The organism is Gordonia sp. L191, from assembly GCF_030077625.1.
Lineage (GTDB): Bacteria > Actinomycetota > Actinomycetes > Mycobacteriales > Mycobacteriaceae > Gordonia > Gordonia polyisoprenivorans_A.
This window is the reverse complement of the sequence record NZ_CP125996.1, coordinates 1,831,378-1,854,823: the sequence shown is the minus strand read 5'-3', so window position 1 is coordinate 1,854,823 and position 23,446 is coordinate 1,831,378. Positions and strand designations below refer to the sequence as shown.

At 68.6% G+C, this 23,446-nt stretch carries 19 protein-coding genes, 1 tRNA gene, 1 other RNA gene and 1 pseudogene; 13 read left to right on the top strand and 9 right to left on the bottom strand.

Annotation, left to right across the window (positions count from 1 at the left end; genetic code table 11):
• Nucleotides 1–15: 15 nt before the first annotated feature.
• The 6 genes from QNM97_RS08325 to cobC all read right to left on the bottom strand — a co-directional run bounded on the left by QNM97_RS08325 (nt 16) and on the right by cobC (nt 5,750).
• Nucleotides 16–1,428 carry an RNB domain-containing ribonuclease gene (locus QNM97_RS08325; protein ID WP_283822336.1) on the bottom strand — a complete coding sequence of 471 codons (1,413 nt, stop codon included), beginning with the start codon at nt 1,426–1,428 and terminating at the stop codon, nt 16–18.
• Between the two features lie 100 nt (nt 1,429–1,528).
• An RNA gene (gene rnpB, locus QNM97_RS08320) (RNase P RNA component class A) lies at nt 1,529–1,935 on the bottom strand.
• A gap of 101 nt (nt 1,936–2,036) precedes the next feature.
• Nucleotides 2,037–2,654, bottom strand: a complete 618-nt coding sequence (locus tag QNM97_RS08315; RefSeq protein ID WP_283822335.1) for a histidine phosphatase family protein — start codon at nt 2,652–2,654, stop codon at nt 2,037–2,039.
• 47 nt (nt 2,655–2,701) lie between these two features.
• A complete protein-coding gene (locus QNM97_RS08310; protein WP_283822334.1) occupies nt 2,702–3,439 on the bottom strand; it encodes a zinc ribbon domain-containing protein in 738 nt (245 codons plus the stop codon).
• A 102-nt stretch (nt 3,440–3,541) separates the two neighbouring features.
• Nucleotides 3,542–4,693 (bottom strand): Nif3-like dinuclear metal center hexameric protein, encoded by a 1,152-nt coding sequence (locus QNM97_RS08305; protein ID WP_283822333.1) that lies wholly within the window; start codon nt 4,691–4,693, stop codon nt 3,542–3,544.
• Nucleotides 4,680–5,750, bottom strand: a complete 1,071-nt coding sequence (gene cobC, locus QNM97_RS08300) for an Rv2231c family histidinol phosphate aminotransferase CobC (RefSeq protein ID WP_283822332.1) — start codon at nt 5,748–5,750, stop codon at nt 4,680–4,682. The genes QNM97_RS08305 and cobC overlap by 14 nt, the downstream gene beginning before the upstream one ends.
• Before the next feature lie 33 nt (nt 5,751–5,783).
• Between cobC and QNM97_RS08295 the strand changes: the two genes are divergently transcribed.
• From QNM97_RS08295 to QNM97_RS08280, 4 genes and pseudogenes are all read left to right on the top strand, one after another.
• The gene (locus tag QNM97_RS08295; protein WP_208791666.1) at nt 5,784–6,467 is read left to right on the top strand and encodes an HAD hydrolase-like protein; all 684 of its coding nucleotides are present in this window, start codon (nt 5,784–5,786) and stop codon (nt 6,465–6,467) included.
• Nucleotides 6,460–6,942: a low molecular weight protein-tyrosine-phosphatase gene (locus QNM97_RS08290; protein ID WP_283822331.1), complete on the top strand. Its 483-nt coding sequence runs from the start codon at nt 6,460–6,462 to the stop codon at nt 6,940–6,942. The genes QNM97_RS08295 and QNM97_RS08290 overlap by 8 nt, the downstream gene beginning before the upstream one ends.
• A 119-nt stretch (nt 6,943–7,061) precedes the next feature.
• Complete coding sequence (locus QNM97_RS08285) at nt 7,062–8,102, top strand: SURF1 family cytochrome oxidase biogenesis protein (protein WP_283822330.1); 1,041 nt, start codon at nt 7,062–7,064, stop codon at nt 8,100–8,102.
• Nucleotides 8,103–8,448: 346 nt separating this feature from the next.
• Nucleotides 8,449–10,117: pseudogene (locus QNM97_RS08280) on the top strand (HNH endonuclease signature motif containing protein).
• A 218-nt stretch (nt 10,118–10,335) separates the two neighbouring features.
• Here QNM97_RS08280 and QNM97_RS08275 read toward each other — a convergent pair.
• Nucleotides 10,336–11,292, bottom strand: a complete 957-nt coding sequence (locus QNM97_RS08275) for a cobalamin biosynthesis protein (RefSeq protein ID WP_283822329.1) — start codon at nt 11,290–11,292, stop codon at nt 10,336–10,338.
• 16 nt (nt 11,293–11,308) lie between these two features.
• On the bottom strand, nt 11,309–11,941 hold the full coding sequence (locus QNM97_RS08270) for a Type 1 glutamine amidotransferase-like domain-containing protein (RefSeq protein ID WP_283822328.1): 633 nt from the start codon (nt 11,939–11,941) through the stop codon (nt 11,309–11,311).
• 68 nt (nt 11,942–12,009) lie between these two features.
• Here QNM97_RS08270 and QNM97_RS08265 point away from each other — a divergent pair, with 68 nt between their 5' ends.
• A complete protein-coding gene (locus QNM97_RS08265) occupies nt 12,010–12,864 on the top strand; it encodes a spermidine synthase (protein WP_283823140.1) in 855 nt (284 codons plus the stop codon).
• Nucleotide 12,865: 1 nt separating this feature from the next.
• Here QNM97_RS08265 and QNM97_RS08260 read toward each other — a convergent pair whose 3' ends face one another.
• The gene (locus QNM97_RS08260) at nt 12,866–13,684 is read right to left on the bottom strand and encodes a maleylpyruvate isomerase family mycothiol-dependent enzyme (protein WP_283822327.1); all 819 of its coding nucleotides are present in this window, start codon (nt 13,682–13,684) and stop codon (nt 12,866–12,868) included.
• Between the two features lie 249 nt (nt 13,685–13,933).
• Here QNM97_RS08260 and QNM97_RS08255 point away from each other — a divergent pair, with 249 nt between their 5' ends.
• From QNM97_RS08255 to QNM97_RS08220, 8 genes are all read left to right on the top strand, one after another.
• The gene (locus QNM97_RS08255) at nt 13,934–14,869 is read left to right on the top strand and encodes a CE1 family esterase (protein ID WP_283823139.1); all 936 of its coding nucleotides are present in this window, start codon (nt 13,934–13,936) and stop codon (nt 14,867–14,869) included.
• Nucleotides 14,870–14,882: 13 nt separating this feature from the next.
• Nucleotides 14,883–16,535, top strand: coding sequence for a protein kinase domain-containing protein (locus QNM97_RS08250; protein WP_283822326.1), 1,653 nt, complete (start codon nt 14,883–14,885; stop codon nt 16,533–16,535).
• A 63-nt stretch (nt 16,536–16,598) separates the two neighbouring features.
• Complete coding sequence (locus tag QNM97_RS08245; protein WP_283822325.1) at nt 16,599–17,582, top strand: helix-turn-helix transcriptional regulator; 984 nt, start codon at nt 16,599–16,601, stop codon at nt 17,580–17,582.
• Nucleotides 17,583–17,678: 96 nt separating this feature from the next.
• Nucleotides 17,679–18,749, top strand: coding sequence for an NAD(P)H-binding protein (locus QNM97_RS08240; RefSeq protein ID WP_283822324.1), 1,071 nt, complete (start codon nt 17,679–17,681; stop codon nt 18,747–18,749).
• 4 nt (nt 18,750–18,753) lie between these two features.
• Nucleotides 18,754–19,506 (top strand): CPBP family intramembrane glutamic endopeptidase, encoded by a 753-nt coding sequence (locus QNM97_RS08235; RefSeq protein WP_283822323.1) that lies wholly within the window; start codon nt 18,754–18,756, stop codon nt 19,504–19,506.
• Nucleotides 19,507–19,597: 91 nt separating this feature from the next.
• Nucleotides 19,598–19,669, top strand: a tRNA-Val gene (locus QNM97_RS08230).
• 75 nt (nt 19,670–19,744) lie between these two features.
• Entirely contained in the window at nt 19,745–20,662 is a 918-nt protein-coding gene (locus QNM97_RS08225) for a YfaP family protein (protein WP_283822322.1), read from the top strand.
• Nucleotides 20,663–20,831: 169 nt separating this feature from the next.
• On the top strand, nt 20,832–23,444 hold the full coding sequence (locus QNM97_RS08220; RefSeq protein WP_283822321.1) for a protein kinase domain-containing protein: 2,613 nt from the start codon (nt 20,832–20,834) through the stop codon (nt 23,442–23,444).
• Nucleotides 23,445–23,446: the final 2 nt, after the last annotated feature.

The following is a 23,446-nucleotide window of genomic DNA, read 5'->3' as shown; positions in this document are numbered from 1 at the left end:
TCTGCGTACTCGGGCTCAGCCGACCGGCGCGAACCCCACGGTGCGTCGTACCGGGTCGGCGGCGGTCAGCTGCACCCGAATCCTGGTCGCCGACGTGGGATTTCCGCTGCAGCCGGCGATGACGGCCGGGTCGTCGATGAAGATCCGGGCGGGCTTCTTCGCGTCGGCGTCGGCGAGGACCACCGCGTCGAAGACCTCTCCGACCCGGCCGGCGAGGACCGTCGCCTCGGCCAGGTCGATCGAGAGCCGGTCGGCCGAGGCTCCCAGGGAGTCGGCCGACCGCAGGATCTTCGGCAGGGTGGGCAATGCGCGTGTCACCCAGTCGGGTACGGGCTCACCGGAGGTGATCGCCAGACATGCCTCGGTCGCGAAGCGATCACCCAACCGCCGTAGCGGCGCGGTGACGTGCGCATAGATCCCGCCGATCGCTGCGTGCACCATCGCCGCCGGGGCCGGCGTCTCGCCGCCGTCGAGGGCCAGATACCCGGCACCGCGCATCAGCGAGCCGGCGTGCGACATCAACGCCAGGGTCGACGGCGCGTCGGCCGGTAGACCGGCCAGGAACTCTCCTGGCCCCTGCTCGTCCGGCCAGTCCACACCCATCGCGCGTGCCGTGTCACGCAATGCCTGCACCGCACCGGGTTCGGCAGGTGGCAGGGTCCGCAGCAGCCCGACGCCCGCATCGGCCATCAGGGTTCCGGCGCACATTCCGGCAAGCAACGACACCTGGGCATTCCACCTGTCCGCGGGTGTGTGCGGCGCTATCTGCAGGCTCCATCCGTCGGCGTCGCGCACCACCTCCTGGTCGGGGAGGTCGAGTTCGATTGCGCCGCGCGACAAGGCGATCCGTTGCCGCAGCACACCGAAAGCCGGTAGCGCCGTGATCGACGGGTGCAGCCGGCCCGCAGCGGCGTCGGCGGTGACACCCGCGTAGTCGAGGCGGGCCACCGAACGCACCAGGGCGCGTCGCACCGCCACGTCGCCGATCCGGCCGTCGGCGCCGACGCGGATGGTCCAGAGCACGGCCGGGCGTTCCACACCCGGCAGCAGCGAACCGCTGCCCTCCGACAGGACCCGCGGATGCAGCGGGACCGAGCCGTCGGGGAAGTACACCGTGGCGCCGCGTCGGCGGCTCTCGGCGTCGAGGGCGCCCTCCGGTTCGATGAGGGCGGCCACGTCGGCGATCGCGTAGTCGACCACGAAACCGTCGCCGTCGGTGGCGATGTGCACGGCCTGATCGAGGTCCATCGATCCGGGCGGGTCGATCGTCACCAGGGGTAGATCGCGGTGGTCCGCGCGCTGCCCGGCATATCGGTCGCGCGCGTTGCCTGCTTCCTCGAGTGCGGCGCCACCGTAGTCCTCGCTGACGCCGAGTTCCCCACGGATGGCATCGAAGTCGATCTCGGGCGCCGACAGTCTGCGTTGCACTCCCCGACCATAACGCCGCGCTCGGCGTGCATGGGGGGACGTGCATGCGGTGACAGGGCGTGATCAGGGCCGACGATGACGCCGGGGTGTCGGAGGGGGGCGAACGAGTCGGCGTGTAAGCCGGATCCTGTCCCGACCGTGAGGTCGGTGGCGACCATCCATCTGGGCACACCGTCGCCGGGTACCTCGAGCGGCCCACCCGCGGACTGGGGCGAGCAGCCCTCATCACGTCCGCGCACACGCACCGCAAGCGGTCCGTGCTTCGGCCTTGCTCCGGGTGGGGTTTACCGAGCCGACGCGGTCACCCGCATCGCTGGTGCGCTCTTACCGCACCGTTTCACCCTTACCGGCCTTGCGGCCGGCGGTCTGTTCTCTGTGGCACTGTCCCGCGGGTCGCCCCGGGTTGCCGTTGACAACCACCCTGCTCTGCGGAGTCCGGACTTTCCTCGGCGCGTGGCGTTTCCAGTGACTGGCTGTCCCACGCGCCGCGGCCGCCCGGCCGACTCGTTCGCCCTCACAGGATAGCGTCCGGGGTGTCGGCCACGATGCGAGGTCTGACTTCACCGAAGGTGCGCCGCGTCACTTCACCGAAGGTGTGAGGTGTCACTTCACCGAAGGTGCGCCGTGTCATTGACGCAGCGGACGACAGCGCCGCCGTCGGGAAAGAACTCGGCCACCGACACCGACGCCAGGTCGAGGTGTAGCCGGAACAACAGTTGCGGTCCTACGTCGAGGGCGTGGCGCAGCAGGGACTTGATCGGGGTGACGTGACTGACGACGACGACGGTTTGACCCGGATAGCGCTGCAGCAGACGGTCCTTGGCGGCGATCACCCGCTGGGCGGTCTGGATGAAGCTCTCCCCACCGGGCGCGGGCACCGACTCGTCACCGAGCCACCGGGCGTGGACCTCGGGGTCGCGAGCCTTGGCCTCGGAAAAGGTCAGTCCCTCCCATGCACCGAAGTCGTTCTCGATGAGGTCGTCCTCGGCCACCACCTGGCCGCCGACGAGGTCGGTGATCGCCTGCGCGCTCTGCCTGGCCCGGTCCAGAGGCGAGCTGACGACCGCAGCGATCGGCTGTTCGGACGCCGCCCGCTGTGCCGCGCGCAGCGCCTGCGTCTTTCCCAGGTCGGTCAGTGGCGGGTTGCCACGCCCCGAGTACCGCCGGTCCACCGACAGCGCGGTCTGACCGTGACGGACCAACACGATGCGGGTCGGGGCGGCCATTTGGCCCTGCCACGACGGTGTTGCGGGGGTGTTCCCGGAGGGGGTGGTCACAGTCCCGACTCGTGGGTGCGGATCAGGATCGCCCCGCACTCCTCACAGCGGATCACCTCGTCGTCGGGCGCGGCGGCGATCCCGGAGAGCGTCCCGCGATCGAGTTCCATTCGGCAGGCGCCACATCGGCGGGCGCGGAGCAGCCCCGCGCCGACCTTGCCCGCGCTGCGCTGGCGTTCGTAGATCGGGAGCAGTTCGTCGGGCACCTCGGCGACGATCTGGGTACGCCGCGCCGCCAGCGCCTCCTTGTCGGCGTCCACCGCGGTCACGGCCTCTTCCCGACGACCGCGCAGCTCGGCGAGTTGCTGCTCGAGATGGGCGATGGTCGCCGATGCCCGATCACGTTCGGACCCGAGTGCCTCTTGGCGTTCCATCAGTTCGAGCATGTCGTCCTCGAGGACCTGCCGGCGCCGACCCAATCCGGTCAGCTCATGTTGCAACTCCGACAACGCCTTCGGCGCAAGGCCACCGGCGGTCATCTGGGCCGAGTCCTTCTGTTCCCGATCTCGCATGCCGGTGATCTCACCATCCATGCGGCGGTACTCGCGGTCGAGATCCTCCGCGGCGATCTCCGCGCGCACGAGGTCGTCGCGGGCGGCCTCGATGGCGGTGACCGTCTCGGCGATCTCGGCGTCCTCGGGCAGGTTGCCGACTCGATGGTCGAGTCGGGCCAGGCCGGCGTCGACGTCGGCGAGTTCGAGCAGGAGTCGTTGCCGTCCGGCATCGACCTTCATCGGGTGTCTCCTCGTGCACTGGGGGAATCGGTGGTCGGGTGAGCCGGGTGAGTCACGGCGCGCCGTTGCACCGGGCGGTGAACGTTTACGGTACGCGCCGTGTCAGGCCGACGTGTGCACGGTGAACGGATCGGTGGGTTCGTCGTGGCACTCCGCCACACATCCGGTGGCGGCAGTGATCCGTTCGGCGGCCTGCCGGCACCAGGGGAACTCGGTGGCCCAGTGCCCGGCGTCGAGGAGCACCGGGCCGCCGGACCGCAGCGCCTCGTCCACCGGATGATGGCGGAGGTCGCCGGTCAGATAGGCGTCGACGCCGAGCCGGGCGACGGAGGCCAGCAGGGAATCACCGGCGCCGCCGCAGACCGCGACCGTCCTGATCTGTCGGTCGGCCGGGCCGGTGGCACGCACGCCCCATGGCGTACGCAGCGCGTGGGCCGCGCGTTGCGCGAACTGCGCCACGGTCATCGGTTCGGTCAGCACACCGACGCGGCCGAGACCGAGCGCCGACGGGATCGCGGCGAGTTCGAGGATGTCGAAGGCAGGTTCCTCGTACGGGTGGGAGTCGCGCAATGCGGCGAGGACCGCGGTTCGCAGCCCTCGGGCGGCAACCATCTCCACGCGCGCTTCGTCCACGCGTTCACGCTGCCCGATCTCACCGATGGTCGGGTTGGCACCAGGTTTCGGCTCGAACTGGCCGACGCCGACCACCGACCACGCGCAGTCGCGGTAGTCGCCGATCGCTCCGGCTCCTGCTGCGAACATGGCCTCGCTGACCTGTTCGGCGTTGCCCTCGGGCACCATCACCACCCACTTGTCGACGGGCGGCAGCGGTTCGGGGTCGATGGGCGCGACCTCACGGAGTCCGAGTGCGGCGGCGAGCGCGTCGGACACACCGGGATCGGCCTTGTCGGCGTTGGTGTGGGCGGTGAACAGGGCGATACCGGCCCTGATGAGTCGGTGGACGATGCGGCCCTTGGGTGTGTCGGCAGCAACCGACTCCACACCCCGGAGCAGCAACGGGTGGTGTGCCACGATCATCCGGTAACCCTGCGCGCATGCCGTGGTGACCACGTCGTCGGTGACGTCGACGCACACCAGGACCGGCCCGGCCGGTTCGCTCGGGTCTCCGCATACGAGCCCGACGGCGTCCCAGCTCTCCGCCAGGCGCGGCGGATACGCGGCCTCCAGCACCGCCACCACGTCGGCGACAGTCACCTCGATCGGACCGTGACCCGTGTGCTCATGCGCTGCCAACGGTGATCTCCTCTCGCGCCCGGTCGAGCGCCGTGACCAGCCGGTCGACCTGCGCCGCCGGGCGCACCGCCAACCGCAGGTGGTCGTCGGTCAGTCCGACGAAGTTCGCGCAACTGCGCACGGCGATCCCCTGGTCTCGCAAGCTTTCTCGCACCGCGAGTGCACCGGGCATCTCGACGAGCACGAACGGCGCCGCGGGCGGCGCGCACGGGATCACTCCGACCTCGGCGAGTCGCGCGAGCAGATGGTCGCGTTCGATGGCGACGAGCTCGGCCTGCTCGGAACAGAAGCGTTGCCCGTCGGTTCCACAGCAGGCGGCCAGCGCGGCGAGCGCAGGCGTGGACAGTGGCCAGGCGCGGCGCCCCGCCGCTGCCCGTTCGATCACCTCGGGCGCCGCGAGCAGGTAACCGGCACGCAGTCCGGCCAGTCCGAAAGTCTTGGTGACACTGCGCATCACGATGACGTCGTCGGCTCGCCGGTCGGCCAGCGACTGCGGCTCGCGCGCCCCGGTCACCGGATCGAGGGTCAGATCGGCGAACGCCTCGTCGACGACGACGAGGCGTCCGGGACGTCGAAGCGCTGCGATCGACTCCGCAGGGTGCAGCACCGACGTCGGGTTCGTGGGGTTGCCGACGACCACGAGGTCGGCGTCGTCGGGGATGTCGGCGGCCAGCTCTGCCAGCGGCGCGTCGGGCCGGCCGATGACCTGGGTGATCGGAATCCCCGCGGCCCGCAACACGAGTTCCGGTTCGGTGAACGACGGCTGCACCAGGGCCACATGTGCCGCACCCAGTTTCGGCAGCAGCTCGAATCCGTCGGAGGCGCCGGCGAGGAGCATCACCTCGTCAGTGGGACGGCCGTGCAGGTCGGCGATGATCCCTGTGGTGTGATCGGTCTGGTCGGTCGTCGGGTATCGGGCCAGGTCGTCGAGGGTGGAGGCGATGGCCGCCTGCACGAACGGCGGTGCGGCTCCGCGCACGTTGACGGCGAAATCCAGCATGCCCACGGTGCTGTCCCGGTCGCCGTGCCGGTCGAGCGCATGCAGCCCGGATGTCATACCGAGTGAGCCTACGTGCACCATGGGTTGGTGATGTCCCGACCAGACCCCACTGATCCCGACACCGTTCTGCTCGTCGATCTCGACGGGACGATCACCGACAGTTTCACCGGGATCGCCAACAGTTTTCGGCACGCCCTGACCGCTGTCGGCGCGCCACCGGCACCCGAGGCGGTGGTGGCCGGGATCGCCGGACCGCCGATGATCGACACCTTGCGCGAGCTCGGCCTCGACGAAGCCACCGCGGATGAGGCGATGCGCGCCTATCGTGCCCGCTACACCGACGTCGGCTGGCTGGAGAACTCGGTGTTCGACGGCATGGACACACTTCTGGGTGATCTCGGCGCGTCGGGTCGGACGCTGGCCGTGGCGACGTCGAAGAACCAGACGACCGCGCGCGCCATCCTCGGCCATTTCGGCCTCGCCGGCCACTTCCGTGTCATCGCCGGGGCCAGCGACGACGGAACCCGCCGTCACAAACCCGACGTGATCGCCCACGCACTGGCACAATTGGACATATCGCTCGACCCGCACACACACCGACCCTCTCGTCCGGCGGTGATGATCGGCGACCGATCCCACGATGTCGAGGGCGCAGCCCGATTCGGCATCCCGACGATCCTCGTCGGATGGGGTTACGCTCTGGCCGGGGAGCGCGACGCTGCTGCATGGAGCGTCGATTCGATGTCAGATCTGCGCGAGGTACTCGGTGTCTGATCAACTACACATCTGTTTCGTCTGCACCGGCAACATCTGCCGGTCGCCGATGGCGCAGAACATCTTTGCCAAATCGCTGCACGACGCGGGGCTCGCCGACCGCGTCGAGGTGAGCAGCTGCGGGACGAGCGGCTGGCATGTCGGCGAGGCGGCCGACAACCGCGCGCGCACGGAGCTGCTGGCGCACGGCTACTCCGACGCCCACGTCGCCGATCAGCTCGGGCCCGATCACATCGGTGCCGACCTGTTCGTCGCCGCCGACGCCGGACACGTCAAGGAACTCGAGCGCAAACGACTCGGTGAGCGCACCCGACTGTTGCGCAGCTTCGATCCCGACGCAGGCGACGATCTCGATCTGTCCGACCCGTACTACGGCAACGCCGACGATTTCGCCGTCACCCGCGAGCAGATCGAGGCCGCGGTACCGGGCCTGCTCCAGTGGGCCCGCGAACACCTCGACGACGCCACTGGCTGAGCCGTCGCCGGTGCTGCCGTGATCGGGTACTGCGGCGCACGTCACGGCCGAATCCGGCATACCGACATCAGATGCAGCCGGGGCTGCTGCGGTGGTTGCGCACTGGGTACCGTTGTCCCATGCGCGCGCTGCGAAACGTACGACCGGGGTGGATCGCCCTGATCATCGTTGTCGCCGCATTCGCGGCGGCATGTTTCATGGTGCTGGCGCCGTGGCAGCTCGGGAAGAACTCCGCAACGTCCGAGCGCAACCATCTGATCAAGAGTGCCGTCGGTACCGCCCCGGTACCGATCAACGAGGTGGCGCCCGCCGGAAAGGGATTCGTTCCCTCCACCGAGTGGCGCGAGGTGACGATGACCGGAACCTACCTCGTCAACGACCAGGCCCTCGTCCGCCTGCGTTCGGTCGACGAGCGGCCGGCCATCGAGGTCCTCACCCCGTTCCGCATCGCGGGCACCGATCGCGTCCTGGCGATCGATCGCGGCTACGTTCGCCCGGATCAGAGCAACACGCCCGCGATCCCTGCGCCCCCGACAGGCGAGACGACCATCAACGCCCGCATCCGGGCTTCGGAGGGCACGTCAGAAGGCCGCGGCGCGCGGGCCGAGGGCAACGCGCTGACCATGTACACGGTCGACCCGACCCAGCTGGCCAAGGCGACCGGCACCCCGATGGACCCGTTCTATCTGCAGCTGTCGCCGAATCAACCCGGCTCACTCGGCGAGATCCCACTGCCACAACTGGATTCGGGCCCCTACCTCTCCTACGGCCTGCAATGGCTGGCCTTCGGTGTGATGGCACCGCTGGGAGCCGGATACTTCATCTACTCCGAAATTCGTCAACGTCGACGAGCTTCCGCCGCCAAGAAAGCCCACGCGGCCGAGGCCGCCGCCGGTCCCGACCCGACGTCCCCCGACGACACCTCCGGACTCAACGGTGCCGCACAACCCGAGACGGCCCCACATCTGCTGACGCGATCCGAACGCCGCAAACGCGTGCGCGAGGAACTGCGCGCAGCAGCCGGAACAACCACCGCGCCCGCCCCGGTCGACCCCGACGACATCGACGAGCAATCGCCCGCCGGCATCGGCGTCGGACCCGACACCGAGCACTTGTCGTCCACGGTGCGCGACAAACTCACCGAACGCTACGGCGGCTGAGGCCCCCGCTTCACCGGATACTTCCCGGTCAGCGGCAGGGGTGCGCGGTCCCATCGACGGCCCTTCCCCGATCGGTGGTCGAGGTGCGAGGCGCCCCAGGCCCTTCCCCGATCGGTGGTCGAGGTCCTTCCCGATCGACGGCCGAGACGCTTCCCCATCGATGGTCGAGGTGCGAGGCGCCCCAGGCGCCGAGCCTCGAGACCCTGCCGAACCGACGCTGGAACCCACCACCAAACCCATCCGAAAAAACTCTCGACAACCTCTTGCCAACCCGACAAACCCGGCATATACTCGAACACAACAGCACACAAACACATGTGCGCTTATCGCCGGGGGGTGAGCAATGATGGTCGACACCGCACTGCCCGACGTGTCCGGGTTGTCGACCACCCAGAAACTTGCCCTCGCCCACCGCTTGGTCGATTCGTTGGCCACTGATGATGTGACCGGTCTGTCCAACGATGACCTGGTGTCGGTTGCCCAATCCACCGAACAGTTGATCACCCGCGTCACCGTCCAAGGGGATCGGCAGATCGTCGAATTCTCCGACCGCCATCTGGCCCGCGAATACGGGTTCGGGTCGATCACCGACGCCATCATCGGCTTGTTGCGTGTGTCGGAACCGTGGCGGCGGTGGAAACAACTCACAGCGACCGCCACCTTCCACACCTTCACCGGCGAGGTCGCCGCCCCGAAATATCCGGCGTTGGCCGAAGCGATGGCCTCCGGAGCGGCCGGCCCTTCGCATGCCGCAGTGGTGATCGATGTGTTGGACCGTGTCCCCGCGACAGTGCCGTTCGACGAGAAAATGTCGGCCGCCGCCACGATGGCCGGGTTCGCCCGCACCCACACCCCCGTCTGATCTGCGGATCTTGGGGGCACGGGTGTTGGCGCACCTCGACCCCGACGGTGAGTTGACCGACGATGCTGATCGGCAACGCCACCGCCACATCCGCATCGGGCGCCAGAACGCCCAAAAAATGAGTGGCCTGACCGGACAAATGACCCCGACTCTCACCGCACACCTCGAAGCAGTACTCGCCGCATGGGCAGCCCCAGGAATGAACAATCCCGCCGACCCGGAGTCGCCGACCGGCAGTCGCGACGACGCTGATCCCGACGCGTTGGCGGCTGCCGCAGCCCGCGATCACCGTGACCAGGTCCAACGCAACCACGACGCCCTGGAAGCAGTCCTACGCGCCGGACTCGATGTCGGTCTCGGCCCCCAATCGCATCGCGGACTACCACCGCACCTGATCATCAAAGCATCTCTGTCAGAGTTGATCGCCCAAACCGGGATGGGCGTCACGGCGACCGGCACCCTGCTGCCGATCACCGATGTCATCGCATTGGCCGCCCACAGCCAACCCTGGCTGGCGGTGTTCGACGACCACACCCGCCTGCCCCTGTATTTGGGTCGCGCCCGGTTGGCGAGTCAAGGCCAACGGATCGCGTTGTTCGCCAAAGACGGTGGCGAGTACTGCTCGTATCCCGGATGCACCCAACCCGCCGCGCACGTCGAAATTCATCACGCCACCAAAGATCATACGAAAGGCGGACTCACCAACATCGGTGACCTCGCCCCCGCCTGCGGCAAACACAACCGGATGGTCGGCGACAAACCCGGACAATTCACCACCGGGATATATCGGGACGGGCCGTGGGCCGGACGGTGCTGGTGGCGCAACAACACCCCCGTCGGCGCGGCCGAACCGAACCCGAAACGCACCAACGCACTCCCCGATGTCGGGGCCACCTTCCGCGCAACCCTCGACACAGTGCGCGCGGAGTTGCATCCACCACCCGACCCACCACAGGCCGCTGCCAGTGCTGATACCGATCTCGCCACACGCGACGACCGGGACTCGATGCTGCCCACCAACCGAATCCGCCGCAGCCAGGTCCCGATCGGACACGGCTACTACGACCTCGTCGAAATCCTCCACCCTGATCCCAACCCGGACTCGCCGGTCGACACCCGACTCGCCCAACTGCTCGGCGACTGCGGGTTCTAGACCGTCACGTGCTTCGGTCCTGGGTCGGAAACCAGCAGCGGTGCAACAGGTCTCGACGCTCGTCGCTAACGCTCCTCGACACCTCGACCACCGATCAAGGGAGGCCTCCTCCCGATCAAGGAGCGCCTCCGCCCGGCGAGGAAGCCCCCTCCCGATGGTCGAGGTGCGCAGGAGCGCCAGCGACGAGGCCTCGAAACCCCCGACAGCCGAACATCAGATCACGAGCGTCGAGCGCGCCACCAGGCTATGGCCATGGCGGTGGCGAGCGCGCCGACTTGCACCTGTCGGGACAAGGCCAGGGCGGCACGGAGATCCGCGGAGGTCGGAGCCCGCCCGTCGCCGAGGGTGGGTCGGTTCTCGGTGCGGTGCGGGTAGACCGTGATACCGCCGAGACGGATGCCGAGAGCTCCGGCGAAACTCGCCTCCACGACACCCGCGTTGGGGCTCGGATGTGCCGATGCATCGCACTTCCACGCGCGCACTGCACCCCGTCGATCAGGCCCGGCGGCCACGACGAGCACCCCCGCGATCCGGGCCGGCAGGATGTTGAGCGCATCATCGAATCGTGCTGCAGCCCAACCGAAACGGTTGTAGCGGGCATTTCGATGACCGATCATCGCATCCAGTGTGTTCGCGGTCCGATAGACGAGGAGGCCGGGAACACCGGCCACAGCACCCCAGACCAGCGCTCCCACGGTGGCATCGGAAGTGTTCTCGGCCACCGATTCCAGTGCAGCGCGACAGATCCCGGGTTCGTCGAGTGCATCTGGGTCGCGGCCACACAAGCTCGGTATGAGTTCCCGCGCGCCCGGCACATCGTCGGACTCGAGACAGTCGGCCACGTCGTCACCGACGCGGATGAGGGTGGTCCCACCCAGTACGGCCCACGTCACCGCGGCGGTGAGCAGTGTTCGCGCCGTGCCATTCGCGGCGAGTGGGCGGGCCGCGAGTGCCCCGACCACTCCGATAGAACCCACACACAGCGCACAGTGTGCGCTGCCGGCGATCCGGCTGTCGGCGTACGTATGTCGTTGCAGCGCGAAGGCGAGAGAACCGATAGCGGCAACCGGGTGCCCACGTCTCGGGTCGCCGAGCGCACGGTCCAACAGGTATCCGACCAGTAACCCTGTCGGCGAAGGCCGGACTGCAGCGGCCCACCACCTCCATGCCCGCATCAGAGTGACCCCCGCATCAGTAGTCCGATGCCACAACGGTCTGCTGCTCGCCACGCACCAAGAGAGCCTGGTCGTCGGCGAGCGGGGTCACGCGGTGGCGCGACTCGTACTTGCGGCGCACCGACTCGATCACGTCGGCGGGATACACCGGGAACTGGCCGTCGGCATGCGGGAGCACCACCGTGTCGATGAGTTCCAGACCGCGCGGATCGACCGGACCCGGTGCCTCGGCCGGATCGTCGAGGCCTTCCACCGGCGCGATGGTCGGACCCACCACCACCGCGCCGGCGCTGCATCCGATGCAGGGCAACGACGCTCGTACCCGCTCGGCGAGCAGATCCCCCGCGCCCGCCCGACGCAGCGCCCACAGCAAGGCGAAGGTGTTCCCTCCGGCCACGTACACCGCGTCGACCCGGTCGAGCGTGGTGGCGAACTCCTCGAGATCCTGCCGCGCTGCCGAGAGGTCCACGACCCCATACCCGGCGGCCGTCAGGCGGTCACGTTCGGCGCGCACACCCGGCTGGCCGGCATAGGGGATCCGCGCGTCATCGAGATACCCGATCTGCAACTCCGACAGCGCTTTTCCCGTGGTGTCCGACAGGAAACCGGGCACGGCCCCGAAACCCAGCGACAGGAGCAACAGATTCACGGTGGTCACGCTACCCGCGGACACAGCACCCACGGCGGCCCACCCTTGCCCGATACACTCACGCCGTGATGGCACGCCCCCGCCCCGTTCCCGTCGCGGGCACCTATCCGATCGACACCGGCGTGGCCGAGCTGGCCCCGGACCCCATCTCGGGCGGATGGCTCCTGCAGATCAACGGCACACACAGCTCGCACATCGACGACGATCCGCGTGTGCTGGATTTCGAGTACCTACGACAGATGGCGGCCGTCATCGAGGACCGCCACCCCACGCAGGCGAAGCTCTCCGTCCTCCACCTCGGCGGCGCCGCATGCGCGCTCCCCCGCTATCTCGCGTCGACCTTTCCGCAGTCACGACACGTCGCGGTCGAGATCGATGCCGAGCTGGCGCGTCTCGTCCGCGAGTGGTTCGACCTGCCGCGCGCACCGCGTCTACGCATCCGCGTCGGTGACGCACGCGCGGTGCTGGAGTCACTCCAGCCCGACACTCGAGAAGTGATCATCCGGGACGCATTCGAATCCGACCGCACCCCAACACATCTGACGACGGTGGAGTTCACGCATGCCGTCAAGCGGGTCCTCACACCGAATGGTCTGTACCTGGCCAACTGCGGCGACACCCGTGATCTCGGTCGCGTGCGCGCCGACGCCGCCGCACTCGCCGAGGTCTTCGACCACATCGCCCTGATCGCCGACCCGGCGATGTTCAAGGGCCGGCGCACCGGCAACGTGGTCATCGCGGGCAGCGACGGCCCCCTCGATCCCTCTCCGACACTCGTCCGGCGACTCCTCAGCGATCCGCTTCCGGCGCGCGTGATCGCCGGCGACGAGGCCAGGGCATTCGGGTCCGGGCAGGCACCCCACGATCCACCGCGCGCCTCCGGCGGCAGCCGCGAGGAGACCGCCGAGGATCAGATCGTGTAGATCAGATCATGTAGTTGAGGGAGCCCAGGATCGCTTGCCCCAGCTCCTGATCGCCGCGAACCTTCACCGCCGACGGATCGGCGCTGCGCCGGCCACCGGCGAGCCGGACCAGATTGACGGCATCGAGTTCGAGCACCACGTCGGCGGCGTCGTCACCACCGTCGAAGGCCTCGACGAGGCCTGCCCGGTCGGCGACGGCGATGCGCACGGTCCGCGGTGCAGCGCCGGTGATCTCGAACGCGACGGCGCTTCCGGCGGGCGCCTTGGCGCGCTTACCGACCACGAACGGCAACGACGCCGCGACCTCATCGAGCACCCAGGCCACCGGTGCCGTCGACGGACTGCCGCCGATGGTGCCGTCGCGGAGGTCGACCTCGTGAATCCAGCAGTCGAACAACCGAATTCGCATGAATCGACCGTAGGTGTCCGGGCCCGCCGGAGTGGCCGCCGCAACGTCGAAATCCGACTGCGACATCGCCGACAACGCGGCACTGCGCACCGCGATGATCTCGTCGAAGGCGGCGAGTACCTCGTCGGCGGGTCGCCCCCGGAAGTGTTCGACCCACTTCTCGTTGAATTCGCCGATCGGATTGCGCACGTGGTCGAGATCGGTGAGACCTGCGGGTGCCTCGACATCACGGCCGTCGAGCATGCTCTCGGTCCCGATGATGTGCGCGATGATGTCGGCGTTGGTCCAGCCCGGCAGGATCGACGGCTGCGTCCACCGCTCACCGATGTCGTCGGCCAACGCCCGCAAGGCGGCCCACTCACCGATCAGGTCCGGGGTCAACGTGGTGTGGTCGATGGACGTCGTGGGCATGAAGGTCTCCGATTCGCGGGCTGGTCGAGGGCGCCCGAGGAAGGACAAGGGCGTCGAACGCGCCGGACCGTCACGGGCGGCTTCGACGCTACCCCGGTGGCGCCGTCGTGACCGCCGGGTTCGCGCACGGCGACAAACGGCCCCGCGAGTGCTTCTCGGACACCGGCATCCGGGACGGACGCGTGCCGGAGATGTCCTATCCTTGCACGGGTGCGGGTAGCGAGCAGGTGGTCAGGGTCGATCGTCACGATGCTGGTGGTGGGCATTCTGACCGTCACCGCCGCTCTACTCACCGCGTCCGGGGCGCCCGCGCACGCCGCTCCCGCCGACGCCTCCCCGGTCGCGGCATGCGCACCACGGGCCGACGCTCCGGCGAACACCGTCCGCACCACCGATGTCGGGGGTGTGACACGGACGTACCGGGTGCATCTGCCCGCGGGATACACCGGGCGCACCCCGATGCCGCTGATCCTCGCGTTCCCGGGCCACACCGAGGCGCCGACGACGTTTGAGCGCTACACCGGTCTGTCGGCGTTACCGGCGGTGGTGGTCTACCCCGACGGCTTGCGCGGGTCCGATGGCACATTGTCCTGGCAGGGCGCGCCGTACTCCTCCCCGCGGGCCGACGACATCGCGTTCACCGCGCCGATCCTTCGCGAGGTGCGGGCGACGACCTGCGTCGACCGCAGCCGCACCTATGCGGTCGGCAGATCCAACGGTGGCGGGTTGGTGTCGATGCTCGCGTGCCGGATGCCGGGTCAGTTCGCCGCCTACGCCATCGTCAACGGAGCCATCTACGACCAGAGCCTGCGCGGCTGCTCGGCGTCCAAGACGCCCGCATCGATCATCGACTTCCATGGCACCGCCGACGCCACGATCCACTACGGTGGCGGCACCCGGCTCGGCGGCCACTACGCGCCGATCTTCGACGTCGTGCGGTCGTGGGCGGCGCGCAACGGATGCATACCGACGCCTCTGGAGATCCCCGTCAATTCGGCTGTCACGCAGTTCCTCTGGCCGTTGTGCCGGTCGGTCGGCAGCGAAGTCTCGCACTACCGCATCACCGGCGGAGCCCACGTGTGGCCCGGATCGTCGGCCCACCGGGGACGGACCGGCGTCAGCGACAGCGTCTCGGCCACGACCTTGATCTGGCAGTTCTTCAACCGGCATCCCCTCGCGGTGTAGGCGGACGATCGAAATGAGCGCCATCGACGACCGGACCGGGACCACGCTCGGGCACTATGCCATCGAAGAACTGCTGGGCCGGGGCGGGATGGGTCAGGTCTACCGCGCCACCGACACCCGCAAGGGACGTACGGTCGCGCTCAAGCTGCTCAATCCCGAGTTCGCCGACGATCAGGTGTTCCGCGACCGATTCCTGCGGGAGTCACGGGTCGCCGCGCGGATCAACGACCCCCACGTCGTCCCGATCCATGACTGGGGCGAGATCGACGGGCTGCTGTTCATCGACATGCGCCTGGTGACCGGCCGCGACCTGCGCGCGATGCTGGTCGAACAGGCAACACTGGCACCGGAGAGGGCGGTGGCCATTCTCGGACAGGTCGCCGACGCCCTCGACGCAGCACACCTCGACGGCCTGGTGCACCGCGACGTCAAACCCGACAACGTGCTCGTCGATGCCCGTGACTTCACCTATCTGGCCGATTTCGGGCTGGCCCAGGGCGCCGCCGACACACGGTTGACCACCGCGGGCACCGCCATCGGGTCGTTCGGCTACATGGCACCCGAACGCTTCGGCGCCGACGAGGTCGGCGCGGCCGGCGACATCTACGCACTGGCCTGCGTGCTCTATGAATGCGTTGCCGGGACACAACCTTTCGCATCTGCGGCCAACCTCGAGCGACTCATCGCCGCCCACCTCACGGCCGAACCGCCGCGGACCGGTACGGCGCTCGATCCGGTCATCGCCCGCGGGATGGCCAAGAACCCACACGACCGGTACCCGAGTGCCGGTGCACTGATCGACGCGGCGCGTGCCGCCCTCGCATCCCCGAGCGCGTCATCTCCCGGTGCGCCATTCCCCGGCACGTCGGCGGCACCCGCGACGCTCGCCCCGCACACGAGACCGCCGATCGGACACACCACCGACCGACCGACCGGGGTGAACCCGGCCGCCATGGACAAGCCCGGGGTGAACCCGGCGTCGTACTCACCAACCGAGATCGCCGCCGCCTCCGGCGCCCCCCGCTTCGAGCCGTATCCGTTTGCGCCGCAGCACTATCCGCAGACGCCACGACGCCGCTCACCCGTGCTCGCGATCCTCGTCGTCATCGCTGTGCTGCTCGCGGGCGGCATCGGGGCCGGCGCGTGGGTGCTGTTGCGCGACTCCGACGACGGGGCCCGCACCGTCGCCGACGGCACCGACGCCAGCCTGACCACCACACCGACCGCCGCGGTGCCTCCCAACACCACGAGCCAGGCCACACCGACCCCGACCACGCCATCGGTGGCCACGGCGGCCCCCACCGGCTCGGCCGGGGCCGCCTTCGATCTCGGCCTGTCGACACCCATCAGTACCCCCGCGTGTGACGGCACCGGGATCGTCGTGGTCGGCAATGCCGTCGATCCGTCGAACTACGCCGCCGAGGTGCAGGGCTATCTCACCGCCTTCCCCGGTTCGAGTTACCTGCGCACCGACCGGTCCTGCTCGTCGTTGCGGGCGCGCGACGACAACGGCAATCCGATCTACGCGGTGTATCAGGTGGCCGGACGAACCACCACCGACATCTGCCGCCTCCGCAACCAGATCGGTGGCACCGCCTACGGAAAGTGGCTCGACAACACCACCGACCCGACCACGTTCATCACCCCGAGCGAATGCGGGGCGTGAGCAGACCGACGTCTCCGCCTATCGAGGACACCCGCCGTCCGCAATGTCCGGCAAGATGAGCGCATGCTGGAAACATCGGCTCGGCTCTTGCACCTGCTCTCGCTGCTCCAGACGAGACGGGAGTGGTCGGGCCGGGAGCTCGCCGACCGGCTCGAGATCACCACGCGCACCGTCCGACGCGACGTCGACAAGCTGCGCGAGCTCGGCTATCCGGTCGACGCAACCGTCGGTGTCGGCGGTGGGTATCGGCTCGGCGCAGGTGCGGAGATGCCGCCGCTGCTCCTCGACGACCAGGAGGTGCTGGCGGTGGCCCTCGGACTCGACGCGGTCACGACCGGTCCGGTGTCCGACATGGCGGAGGCCTCGGCCGGTGCGCTGACCAAGTTGCGTCAGGTCATGCCCTCGCGTTTGCGCCATCGCCTGGATTCGCTGTCGCTGGAGGCCGTACCCCAGACCCGGGGCCAGGCGACGGTGTCGGCCGACGTTCTCACCGACATCGCGGCGACGTGTCATCGGCACGAGCGGCTGCGGTTCGACTATCGGCGTGGCGACGGGACCGAGTCGCGGCGCGAGGCCGAGCCGTACCGGTTGGTGCGCAACGGAATGCGTTGGTATCTCATCGCGTTCGACCTCGGCCGCGACGATTGGCGCTCGTTCCGGGTGGACCGGATGGTGCCCAAGATCCCGACCGGCCCCCGGTTCACCCCGCGCGAGCTCCCCGAAGGCGGCGCGTCTCGGTTCCTCGAACGCAGCCTGGGCGCGGTGTACCGCAAATCCTCGGCCCGCGTGCGCATCCACGCCCCGGTGGAGACGATCGGCCCGATGGTCTCCGATGCGTGGGGCACCCTGGAATCCGGCGATGAGCAGACCTGCGAACTGACCCTGTTCTCCACGTCGCTCACCTCGATCGCCCGCTGGTTGCACGCCTTCGACTCCGACTTCACGGTGCTCTCGCCGGACGCATTGCGGGACGAGCTGGCCGGCGTCGCCGAACACCACGAACGCGTGGCGGCCCGGTACCGGCGAGCGTGCAGCACGGCGCCGTGATCGTTTCGTGACCGTCCGGGCTGGCGGCGTCTCGACTCCGCCACGACCCCGCCGCGTCCCTGGGCGGGCAGCGGAACCGTACCTACCGTGGTGTTCATGAGGCTTTTTGTCACCGGTGCCAGCGGATATGTCGGCTCGCGGTTGGTGTGCTCGCTGCTCGCCGCCGGACATGATGTCGTCGTGTCCTCCCGAAATGTGCACCGCTTGACCGATTTCGACTGGTTCGACGCGGTCACCGCGGTGTCGATGGACGTCGACGACCCCGATTCGGTGAAGCAGGCGCTGGCCGCGGCCGGGCCGCTCGACGCGCTCTACTACCTGGTTCACGGGATCGGTCAATCGGGATTCGCCGACGCCGACCGCAACGCCGCCGCAAATCTCGCGTCGGGCGCTCGTGACGCCGGAGTCACGCGCATCGTCTACCTGGGTGGCTTCGTCCCCGATGACGACGACCTCTCCGATCACCTGCGCAGCCGAGCCGACGCCGGCGAGGCCCTCCGGCTGGCCGACGGGCCGGAGCTGGTGTGGCTGCGCGCAGCAGTGATCCTCGGCGCCGGGTCGACGTCGTTCGAGATCATCCGCTACGTCGGCGACCGCCTCGCGGTCATCCCGGAACCGTCGTGGACGCGAAACCCCATGGACCCCATTTCGATTCGCGACGTCTTGCACTACCTCACCGCCGCTTGTCAGCCCGATCTACCCGCGGGCGACTACGACATCGCCGGCCCCGACGCCTGCCGGTATCGCTCGGTCCTCGACGCCTATCTCGATGCGATCCGCATGCCGAAGGTGCGGGTCTGGGTGCCATTCGTCGGGACGCGTCTTGCCGGCAAGGTTGCCGGACTACTCGTTCCCATCCCGTCCGCGCTCACCGAAGAGCTCATCACCTCCCTCGATCACCCGATGCGCGCCGATGAACACCGCATCCGGGAGCTGGTACCGCCACCTGCCGGAGGCTTGACGCCGATGCGCGACGCGGTCGCCGCGTCGGTGGCGTCACCGGCTCCCCGGTCGGTCTGTGCGCTCGATGACCCGCATCACCTGGCGTTGACCGATCCGGCATGGGCCGGGGGCGACTGGCCACGCGTACGACGCCGGATCGGCGGCACCGTCCGCGGCGTGTTCGGGACGGCGGGTCGACTCGGCCGCGCATTGCTGCCAGTCTGACGACGTGGACTCACCAACCCAGAGCCCTGTCCGACACCGCGGCGCAATCGCCGAGCTGATCGACGAACTCCGCACCGACCGCAACGGCGAGCTGCCCCCGCGGCAGACACGCCGGCGATGGATCGTCGGCGTGACGCTGGTGATCGGCGCGGTACTTCTCGGCTTCTCGTTGTCGGCGACCCCGGGCGACAGCAGGTTCTATCCGCTGACCGTCGCGCTCGGCGTCGTCTGGGTCGTCGGTGGTTTCCTCGCCGGCCCGCTCCCGGCCGGGGCGTTCCCCGCTATCGGTCGACGTTCGGCAAACAGCGCACCCGCACACCCGCATCGCAACGCGGCGCTACTCGGCGTGTCAGTGGGCCTGCTGGTCGGCGCCTGCTTCGTCGTCGGCGCTTTCGGCACCCGCCTGATCCCCCCGCTCAACGACCTGATCGGTCGAGTGCTGGCCTACGCCGATTCCGGCAGCCTCGTCGCGATCGCGGCGATCACCCTGGGCAACGGCGTCGCCGAAGAACTGTTCTTCCGCGGGGCGGTGTACACCGCCGCCCGCCCGTGGCACCCGCTGGTCGTGTCGACGGCCATCTACGTCGTCGTCACAATGGCCAGCGGTAATGTGATGCTCGGCTTCACCGGGGTGATCCTCGGCGCGGTGTGCGCCGTCCTGCGACGCGCGACCGGTGGGGTGCTGGCACCGCTGTGTACCCACGTGGTGTGGTCGGCAATCGTGCTGTTCGCACTGCCGCACATCGTCGGAGTGTGAGCCAGGTTCCGGCGAACCCGAACCGGTTTGGGCGAAGGCCACCCCAGCCGCTACATTCGTGAGTTGGTGCGGCCGCCCCGGCCGTGACCACGCGCGTATAGCTCAGCGGTAGAGCTCTGGTCTTACACACCAGCGGTCAGGGGTTCGAATCCCTTTGCGCGCACCGTGAACAAGGTCGCAACGACGCAGTTCGACTGTTGTCGCGCGGATCGGCTCTCAGGTCGCTTTAATCGTTTTCATGCCTTCTGTACACGTTCGCACCCGTCGGTCACGGGCCGGCCGGGCAGCGATCGCCGTCCTGACCGTCATCATCGGCCTCACGACCGCCTGTTCGGTCAGCGGCACACCAGTCGCAGCAGGTCCTGCAATCGACGGCTTCGTCACCGGGGTGACCGCGATCAACGACTCCGGCGGGTCGTCGTCGACGGTGTCGGGGACACTCGGCGCAGGGCAGTCGGCAGGACCGACTCTGCGGTTGCCCGACAACGTCACAGCGATCAACGGCGGTAGCGTCCTCCAGAACACCACGTCGTCGAAGCCCATCACCTCCATGCGAATAGCGTTGGAGGCCAAGCACAATGGCAAGGCGGCCGGCAAACCCGCACCCGGATACACCGAGCTGAAGCTGGGGTCGGCGACGGCAACCGCCTCGGTGGTGATGACGTTGGCCCAGCAACTGCCGTCGGAGGATTTCGCCTTCTACTTCGCGGGTGTGGACGCATCGGGGGTGCAGGGTCCGATGGTGCGTCAGGAGGTCAAGGCACTTAAGGTCGGGACCGGCGCGGTACAGGTCAGCACGTCATGGACCGTCGACAGCGACCTCGATCTCATCCTCGTCGAGCCGTCGGGCGACAAGATCTACTTCAACAACAAGACGTCCTCGTCGGGCGGCACTCTGGATCTCGACTCCAATGCCGACTGCGACATCGACGGAAAGAACAACGAGAACATCACCTACCCGCAGGCACCCTCCGGCACCTACACCGTGTACGTGAATCTGTATTCGTCGTGTGGAACGCCGGCAACCGATTACGTGGTGACGGTGAGCGTGGGCGGTCAACAACCACGCACCTTCACCGGGACGTTCACCGGCCCGGGGTTGCGTACCGCCGACACCTCCGAAATCCGTGAGGTGACCACTTTCCAGGTGGGCTGATCTTCTCGCGCGGATCGCCCGGAACCGGCGAACCGGCCGCTCGCCCGGGCCGTCGGCCGCCTGTTCCTCTCCCGCCTGAACGACTACGGCGCCGATCGGGACGACGCGTTGGGTATCGTCATCCCGGAATCGCTGGTGGCGTATCAGTGGCTGGCCGAGGGGGAAGTGTGTGAACGCGGGCAATTCGGGGATGGTCGCCGGATATCACCTGATCGGTCCCATCCGTACCGATGCACTCGGGCAGGTCTTCATCGCAGACCGTCCCGGCCCGTCCGGACGTGTGTTGATGCGACTGCTGGCCGTCGACCCGAATGCCCCCGGCTTCCGGCCCCGCTTCGCCGCGCAGGCACATGTTGTGCAAGGGCTGGTCCATCCCGGCCTCGGCGGACTCCTGCAGTACGGCGAGGAGTCCGGCCGGACCTGGTTCACCAGCCGCTTCGTCGACGGCCACGTGCTGACCACGGACCGACGCGCCGACTCCGAGGCCCTGGGCATCGCCGGGCAGATCGCCGATGTCCTTGACCACGCGCATCGCCGCGGGATCGTCCACGGCGACCTCGGGCCGAGCGAGATCCTGCTCCCCGCCACCGCCGGACCGGGTACGGCAGGTGGATCGGTGGCCGTCCTCGACGTCGGAACTCTGGCACTCTCCGGCCGCCCGGTCCTGAACCCCCTGTCGGGGTCACCGGAGTACATCGCGCCCGAGGTCATCGCGGGTCAGGCCGCCAGTCCCGCGTCCGATCAATACGCGCTGGCCTGCCTGCTGTACCAGATACTCACCGGCACAACACCTTTCGCCGCTTCGTCGCCGACCGAGGTCATCGGCGGTCACCTGCACCGGCAGGCACCGCCGATCAGCGCGCTGCGTCCCGATCTCGCCGCACTCGACGTGGCGTTCGGCCACGTACTCGACAAGGACCCGGCTCGGCGCTATCCGGACTGCCGGGCGTTTGTCGGAACGGTCGCCACCCTCGCGACGCGGGCCGCCGCGCAGCACCAGCCCTCCGCACCCGAAACACCGCCGACTTCGTTCCGCGAACGCGCCCACTCGGCTGCGCCGGAAACAATTGCGCCACTGGCCACGCCGACGCCCGCGGCGCACTCCCGGCCCGTCGACACCTCGACGGAGAGGTCATCGGAGAAGCCGGAGCAGGCGCCGGTGCAGCAACTGCCCGTGCCCGACCGGATGGCCGGACCACACCCGTCCTCGGCGGCGACCGTCCCGCCGACACACACCATGACACCTGACTCACCCGCTCCGGATGCCCCGACGGATGCCGAGCCCTCGGTCGGCGTGGACGCGCGGCCGACGGTCGTGCCGACCGAAACGGGCTCGTCGCCTCCAGGTGTCAGGGAGCCCCCAACGGATTCCCAGTCGCGTCAGACCATCACACCCGACACACCGATACCGACCGGGACACCTATGGCACCGGGCTCATTCGGCGACTCGCCCACGTCGATGGGTGCCGAATCACCGACCAGCTCGTCGACGCCGGGCTCGGGCACACCGCCACCGACAGGGACCGCACACCTCGGTTCGCCGGACACCCTGCCACCGATGGACCTCCCGGCTGACCCGCCGGGTCGAGGCGCAAGACTCCGTCGCCACGTGCTCGTGTCCGCGCTGGGACTCGCTGCGGCCGCGGTGATCGCAGTGATCGCGGTCGCCGCAACGTGGTTCGTCGTCGGTCGCGAACCCTCGCTCACACAGGTGACCACCTCGTCGATCTCCACCGGCAACAATGCGACCTGCGCAATCCGGGATGCACAGTTGTACTGCTGGGGGTCCAACACCAATGGCGTCCTCGGCACCGGGACCACCACGGACTCCAACATCCCAGTCAAGGTCAACGGGCTGGGCAAGGTGACGAGCGTCGACGTCGGGTGGACCTCCGCCTGCGCCATCGCCGACGGCGCACTCTATTGCTGGGGTGGCAACGCCCAGGGACAACTCGGCAACGGCACCACCGACGCTCGTCTCAACCCGACCAAGGTGGCCTCGTTGCACAACGTGACATCGGTGACCGTGGGCGCCGACGTCACGCTCGTCGGAGACGCCATCACCTCCGACACCACCACCTGCGCCGTCGCCGACGGCGGAACCTACTGTTGGGGAGCCAATCACGACGGTCAGATCGGTGACGGCACTACCACGGATCGGCCCACTCCCACCAGGGTGAAGAACATCGCCGATGTGGTGTCGGCGACCACCGACTCGGCGCAGACATGCGCGGTGACCCGTCCCGGTGATGTCTACTGTTGGGGCTCGAATGAGCGCGGTCAGCTCGGTGACGGCACCCTCGACAACCGCGTCACGCCCGTACGAATCGGCGGCCTGGCACATGTCACCGACATCGCCACCTCGGTCAACTCCACCTGCGCCGTCAGCGACGGATCAGTGTGGTGCTGGGGAAACAACACCTACGAGCAAACCGGCGATGCCGATCGTCGTACCACCCGTGTCCCCACCAAGGTCGCTGGTCTGACCGACGTCTCATCGGTTGCGCTCGGCTCGCAGACCACATGTGCGGTGGCAGGCGGTGCCGCCTACTGCTGGGGGATCAACTCAGACAACTCGATCAACTCCGATCCCCGCGGGTACTTCGCCACTCCCGCCAAGATCACCGGCATCGACAGCACCGTCACCGACGTCACGACCGAGTCCTCGGTCAGCTGCGCACGTACGGATCACCAGACGTTCTGTTGGGGCTCCAACAGCGATGGCCAGCTCGGCCTCGGGTCCACCGGCTACGTCAACGGCCCGACGGAGGTCTCCTTTTGAGC

Coding starts and splice junctions, on each gene's coding strand:
- QNM97_RS08285 (WP_283822330.1), top strand. CDS start 7,062: ATGCGCGCGCTGCGAAACGTACGACCGGGGTGGATCGCCCTGATCATC.
- QNM97_RS08245 (WP_283822325.1), top strand. CDS start 16,599: ATGCTGGAAACATCGGCTCGGCTCTTGCACCTGCTCTCGCTGCTCCAG.
- QNM97_RS08265 (WP_283823140.1), top strand. CDS start 12,010: ATGGCACGCCCCCGCCCCGTTCCCGTCGCGGGCACCTATCCGATCGAC.
- QNM97_RS08275 (WP_283822329.1), bottom strand. CDS start 11,292: ATGCGGGCATGGAGGTGGTGGGCCGCTGCAGTCCGGCCTTCGCCGACA.
- QNM97_RS08260 (WP_283822327.1), bottom strand. CDS start 13,684: ATGCCCACGACGTCCATCGACCACACCACGTTGACCCCGGACCTGATC.
- cobC (WP_283822332.1), bottom strand. CDS start 5,750: ATGACATCCGGGCTGCATGCGCTCGACCGGCACGGCGACCGGGACAGC.
- QNM97_RS08315 (WP_283822335.1), bottom strand. CDS start 2,654: ATGGCCGCCCCGACCCGCATCGTGTTGGTCCGTCACGGTCAGACCGCG.
- QNM97_RS08240 (WP_283822324.1), top strand. CDS start 17,679: ATGAGGCTTTTTGTCACCGGTGCCAGCGGATATGTCGGCTCGCGGTTG.
- QNM97_RS08295 (WP_208791666.1), top strand. CDS start 5,784: ATGTCCCGACCAGACCCCACTGATCCCGACACCGTTCTGCTCGTCGAT.
- QNM97_RS08250 (WP_283822326.1), top strand. CDS start 14,883: ATGAGCGCCATCGACGACCGGACCGGGACCACGCTCGGGCACTATGCC.
- QNM97_RS08310 (WP_283822334.1), bottom strand. CDS start 3,439: ATGAAGGTCGATGCCGGACGGCAACGACTCCTGCTCGAACTCGCCGAC.
- QNM97_RS08255 (WP_283823139.1), top strand. CDS start 13,934: ATGCTGGTGGTGGGCATTCTGACCGTCACCGCCGCTCTACTCACCGCG.
- QNM97_RS08225 (WP_283822322.1), top strand. CDS start 19,745: ATGCCTTCTGTACACGTTCGCACCCGTCGGTCACGGGCCGGCCGGGCA.